Annotated in this window: 3 protein-coding genes and 1 pseudogene; 1 reads left to right on the top strand and 3 read right to left on the bottom strand. The window is 70.9% G+C overall.

Annotated features, from left to right (window positions below; all coding sequences use genetic code 11):
* Positions 1-414, top strand: a pseudogene (locus PHC73_RS11085) (long-chain fatty acid--CoA ligase); the annotation flags it as partial.
* 49 nt (positions 415-463) lie between these two features.
* Here PHC73_RS11085 and PHC73_RS11080 read toward each other — a convergent pair.
* From PHC73_RS11080 to secA, 3 genes are all read right to left on the bottom strand, one after another.
* On the bottom strand, positions 464-1,420 hold the full coding sequence (locus PHC73_RS11080; protein WP_300128036.1) for a Nudix family hydrolase: 957 nt from the start codon (positions 1,418-1,420) through the stop codon (positions 464-466).
* Positions 1,421-1,569: 149 nt separating this feature from the next.
* A complete protein-coding gene (gene argJ, locus PHC73_RS11075) occupies positions 1,570-2,787 on the bottom strand; it encodes a bifunctional glutamate N-acetyltransferase/amino-acid acetyltransferase ArgJ (RefSeq protein WP_300128033.1) in 1,218 nt (405 codons plus the stop codon).
* 7 nt (positions 2,788-2,794) lie between these two features.
* Positions 2,795-5,503: a preprotein translocase subunit SecA gene (gene secA / locus PHC73_RS11070; protein WP_300128030.1), complete on the bottom strand. Its 2,709-nt coding sequence runs from the start codon at positions 5,501-5,503 to the stop codon at positions 2,795-2,797.
* Positions 5,504-5,559 lie beyond the last annotated feature (56 nt).

Genomic DNA, 5,559 nt, shown 5'->3' with positions numbered 1-5,559 from the left:
CTCAAGGACATCATCGTGCTGGCCAACGGCGAGAAAGTGCCGCCGGTCGACATCGAGCACGCGCTGACGCTGGACCCGCTCATCCACCAGGCGCTGCGGGTCGGCGAGGGCCGGCCGTATCTGGCCGCCGTGCTGGTGCTGCATCGAAAACCCTGGACGCAGCTGGCCGGCACGCTCGGCCTCGACCCGGACGATGCGGCCTCGCTGACCGACCCGCGCGCCGAGCGGGCCGTGCTGGCGCGCGCCGAGGCGGCGCTGCACGCCTTTCCGGGCTACGCGCGGTTGCGGCGCGTGCACCTCACGCTGGACGAATGGACCGAAGACAACGGCTTGTTGACCGCCACCCAGAAGGCCCGCCGCGGGCACCTGCAGGAGCGCTACCGGGACGTGATCGAGGCGCTGTACCGGTCCTGATCGCTTTCAGGTCCGGGCATCCTGCCCCGGACGTCGAGGGCCGAATGAATCAGCGTTCCCACAGGCCGCGCAGCACCGCCACGCCCTGCCCGCCGTGCGCGCGCGCGGTGTCGGCCAGTGCCGGCCGCATGCCGCCGAGCGCATACACCGGCAGCGCCGCCTGCTCGACCAGCGCGGCAAAGCCGGCCCAGCCGAGCGGGGCCGCGCCCGGGTGACTGGCGGTCGCCGCCACCGGCGACAGCACCGCAAAGTCGCAGCCGATGCGCGCCGCCAGGGCGAGCTCGGCGCTGTCGTGGCAGGACGCCGCGCACCAGGCGCCGGGCGGCAGTGGGCGGTGGTCGAGCGCCGCCAGCCGGCGCGCCGGCAGGTGCAGGCCGGCGCCGAGCTCGGTGGCGAGCGCTGGCAGCTCAGGCCCTGCGCCGTGCAGCAGCAGCGCCATGCCGGCCGGCCGGGCCAGCGCCTGCACGGCGCGTACGAGCGTGGCGTAGGTGCCGGCATCGAGTGCCGGACTGCGCAGGCACAGCAGGCGCACGCCGGCGGCGGCCAGACGCTCGACACGGCGCAGAAAGTCCGGCAGATCGCCGGCGTAATCGCCGCTGATCGCGTACACGTCCGGCAGGCGCGCGGCGGTGAGCAGCGGCCCGTCGGCCGGCGGCAGCTCGGCGGGGTCGATGGCGTCCGGTCGCGCCCAGCGCAGCGCCTGGCCTTGCCGACCGTGCGGTTCGCCCTGCCAGGCGGTGACCTCGAAGGCGTGCAGGCACACCGTGCGCTCGGCGTAGCGGTGGCGGTGGCGGATCAGCGCACGCAGGGCCGTGGCGGTGATGCCGAGCTCCTCGTGCAGCTCGCGCAGCAGCGCCTGCGGCGCCGTCTCGCCGGCTTCGAACTTGCCGCCCGGCAGCTCCCAGTAGCCTTCAAGATGGGTGCCGGCCAGGCGGCGCGTGAGCAGGATGTCGTCGCCGCGGCGCAGCACGCCGACCGCGACGTCGACGGGCGGGGTGCTAGGCAAGCTCGGCGCGCTTCAGCGCGCGCCGCCCGGGGCAGGATGCCCCGGCGTCAATCGGGGGCGTAAGCCCTCGATTGACGGAGCGCAGCGCGGGCATGCACCGCGCTGCAGCGAGCCGAAAAATTCCAGGGAGGGAATTTTTCGGCATCGGCTCAGCTCCGGTACTCGGCGTTGATACGCACGTAGTCATACGAGAAATCGCAGGTCCACACCGTCGCCTCGGCCGGGCCGCGGCCGAGCGCCACTTGGACGGTGATCTCGTCCTTGGCCATCACCGCCTGGCCCTGCGCCTCGGTGTAGTCGGGATCGCGCGCCCCGCCGCGCACGATGCAGGTATCGCCCAAGTGCACCGTCACGCCTTCGATGGCCAGCTGCGGCACACCGGCGTAGCCGATCGCCGCCAGGATGCGGCCCCAGTTGGGGTCGCTGGCGAAAAACGCCGTCTTGACCAGCGGCGAGCGGGCGATGGCGTAGGCCACCTGCCGGCACTCGGCCGTGTCGCGGCCGCCGCCGACGCGCACGGTGATGAACTTGGTGGCGCCTTCGCCGTCGCGCACGATGGCCTGCGCCAGCGTGCGGCACACCGCCTCCACCGCCTCCTGCAGCGCCTGCCCGGCGGCGTCGTCGAGGTCGTCTACGCGCACCGGGCCCTGGCCGGTCGCCATCAGCACGCAGGCGTCGTTGGTGGAGGTGTCGCCATCCACGGTGATGGCGTTGAAGCTGCCGGCCACGGCGCGTTCCAGGCAACGCTGCAGCAGTCCCCGCGGCACGGCGGCGTCAGTGGCGACGTAAGCGAGCATGGTCGCCATGTTCGGGTGGATCATGCCCGAGCCCTTGGCGATGCCGGTGACGGTGATGTCGCCGGCCGCGGTCGACACGCACACGCTGCTGCCCTTGGCCACGGTGTCGGTGGTCATGATGGCCTGCGCGGCGGCGTTCCAGGCATCGGCGGCGAGCGCGCCGTGCAGTGCCGGCAGCGCCGCTGTGATGCGCTCGACCGGCAGCGGCTCGCCGATCACGCCGGTCGAGAACGGCAGCACCGCCTCGGTCGGGCAGCCGGCCGCGCCAGCCAGCGCGGCGCAGCAGGCAAGGGCGGCCTCGATGCCGGCCGCGCCGGTGCCGGCGTTGGCGTTGCCGCTGTTGATCAGCAGATAACGCGGCGCGGTGCCTGCCAAATGTCGTTTGGCGAGCGTGACCGGCGCCGCGCAGAAGGCGTTTTGCGTGAACACCGCCGCGCAGGTGCTGCCGACGGCGAGCTCGAGCAGCACCAGATCCTCCCGGCCGGCTTTGCGCACGCCGGCCGCGGCGGTGGCCAGGCGCACGCCGGCGATCGGCGCCAGCGGCGGCGGGGGGGCGAGTCTCACGGCCATGTCGGTGTCACTGCAGGCGGCCGTGGCATTGCTTGTATTTCTTGCCGGAGCCGCACGGGCAGGGCTCGTTGCGGCCCACCTTGCGCTCGCCGCGCACGAACGGCGCCGCCGAAGGCTGCTCGGCCACCGCCAGGTCGGTTTCCTCGGGCTGCTCGGCGCCTGCCAGCGCGCTCGCCTCGGCGTGCTGGTAGTCGTAGGCGCCGGCCGGGCGGCGCTGGCGGTCGACCGCCTCCACGTCCTCCTCGGCGCGCACCTGCACGCGCAGCACGGTCATGGCCACGTCGGTCTTGATGCGTTCGAGCATCTGCGTGAACAGCTCGAAGGCTTCGCGCTTGTACTCCTGCTTGGGGTTTTTCTGCGCGTAGCCGCGAAGATGGATGCTGTGCCGCAGGTGATCCATGGCGGCCAGGTGATCCTTCCAGTGGCTGTCGAGCACCTGCAGCATGACCGCCTTCTCGAACTGGCGCATCACGGCCGGCTCGACGCGCGCCTGCTTTTGCGCCAGCTCGTCCAGCACGATGTCGACCAGCCGCGCGCGCAGCGCCTCGCCGTCCATGTCCGGCTGGCTGGCCAGCGCCAGCGGGTCGGCGGCGCTGCCGAACTCGTCGTGCAGCAGCTCCTTCAGACCTTTCAGGTCCCACTGCTCCTCGACGCTGCCGGGCGGCAGGAAACGGTCGATGAGCGCGCCCACCACGTCGCGCACCATGGCCTGCACGGTGTCGGACACGTCGTCGGCCTCCAGCAGCTCGTTGCGCTGCTGGTAGATGAGCTTGCGCTGCTCGTTGGCGATGTCGTCGTATTCGAGCAGCTGCTTGCGGATGTCGAAGTTGCGGCCTTCGACCTTCTTTTGTGCATTCTCGATGGCGCGCGTGACCCAGCGGTGCTCGATCGCCTCGCCCGGCTGCAGGCCGAGCTTCTGCATCCAGCCGGACACGCGGTCCGAGGCGAAGATGCGCATCAGGTCGTCCTGCAGGGACAGATAAAACCGCGACGAGCCCGGATCGCCCTGGCGACCGGAACGCCCGCGCAGCTGGTTGTCGACGCGGCGGGACTCGTTGCGCTCGGTGCCGATCACGTGCAGCCCGCCGAGCGCGACCACCTTGTCGTGCTCGGCCTGCCACTGCGCGCGGATGCGCTCGCGCTCGGCCGGGTCCTGCACGCCGTGCAGGCGCGCTTCGAGGTTGCCGCCGAGCACGATGTCGGTGCCGCGGCCGGCCATGTTGGTGGCGATGGTGACGGCGCCGATCTCGCCGGCGCGGGCGATGATCTGCGCTTCCTGTTCGTGGTATTTGGCGTTCAGCACCTGGTGCGGGATGCCGGCTTTCTTCAGGCGCGCCGACACCAGCTCGGAGGTTTCGATCGACGCGGTGCCGACCAGCACCGGCTGGCCGCGTTCGTGGCAGGCCTTGATGTCGGCCAGTACGGCGTCGAATTTTTCCTCGGCAGTCAGGAACACCTGGTCGCCGAGGTCCTGGCGCACCATCGGCCGGTGCGTGGGCACCACCACCACTTCCAGGCCGTAGATTTGCTGCAGCTCGTAGGCCTCGGTGTCGGCCGTGCCGGTCATGCCGGCGAGCTTGTCGTAGAGGCGAAAGTAGTTCTGGAAGGTGATGGTGGCCAGCGTCTGGTTTTCCTGCTTGACCGGCACCCGTTCCTTGGCCTCGATGGCCTGGTGCAGGCCTTCCGACCAGCGCCGGCCGGGCATCAGGCGGCCGGTGAACTCGTCGACGATGATCACCTCGCCGCGATTGACCACGTAGTGCACGTCGCGCTGGAACAGCGTGTGCGCACGCAGGCAGGCGTTCAGGTGGTGCATCAGCGTGATGTTGGCGGCGTCGTACAGACTCTCACCCTCACGCAGCAGGCCGGCGCGGGTGAGCAGCTGCTCGACGTGCTCGTGACCTTCGTCGGTCAGCAGTACCTGGCGGGTCTTCTCGTCGACGTGGTAGTCGCCGGGGCCGTCGGGTTCGGTCTGGCGCGTCAGCTTCGGCACCAGGGCGTCGATTTTGGCGTACAGCTCGGTGCCGCCCTGGGCGGGGCCGGAGATGATCAGCGGCGTGCGTGCCTCGTCGATGAGGATGGAGTCCACCTCGTCGACGATGGCGTAATGGCGGCGCTGCACGCGGTCATCGGCCGTGAAGGCCATGTTGTCGCGCAGGTAGTCGAAGCCGAACTCGTTGTTGGTGCCGTAGGTGATGTCGGCGCCATAGGCGGCCTTGCGCTCGGCGGGGTCGAGGTTCGACACGATGATGCCGGTCGACAGGCCCAAAAACTCGTACACCCGACCCATCCAGCTGCCGTCGCGGCGGGCCAGGTAGTCGTTCACCGTCACCACGTGCACGCCGCGCCCGGTCAGCGCGTTCAGGTAAGCCGGCAGCGTGGCCACCAGCGTCTTGCCCTCGCCGGTGCGCATCTCGGCGACGCGGCCTTCGTGCAGCACCATGCCGCCGACCAGCTGCACGTCGAAGTGGCGCATGCCGAGCACCCGCCCGGCCGCCTCGCGCACCAGCGCGAACGCTTCGGGCAGCAGTTGGTCGAGCGTCTCACCGGCGCTGTGGCGCTGTTTGAGCGTGTCCGTCCACGCGCGCAGTTCGGCGTCGGTGAGCGTCTCGAACTGCCCGGCCAGCGCGTTGACGCGCTCGACCGTCTTGAAATAGCGCTTGATTTCGCGCTGGTTGCGACTGCCGACCAGGCGGCGTACGAGAGCCTGCAGCATGGCGGACCTCAGCGCCGGGCGGTGCGCAGCGGCTCGCCGGCCGCCAGCGCGCCGAG

The sequence above is a fragment of the Immundisolibacter sp. genome, from assembly GCF_028696615.1.
Lineage (GTDB): Bacteria > Pseudomonadota > Gammaproteobacteria > Immundisolibacterales > Immundisolibacteraceae > Immundisolibacter.
Note: the sequence above shows the minus strand (reverse complement) of the source record. Positions and strands in the feature narration are given on the sequence as shown.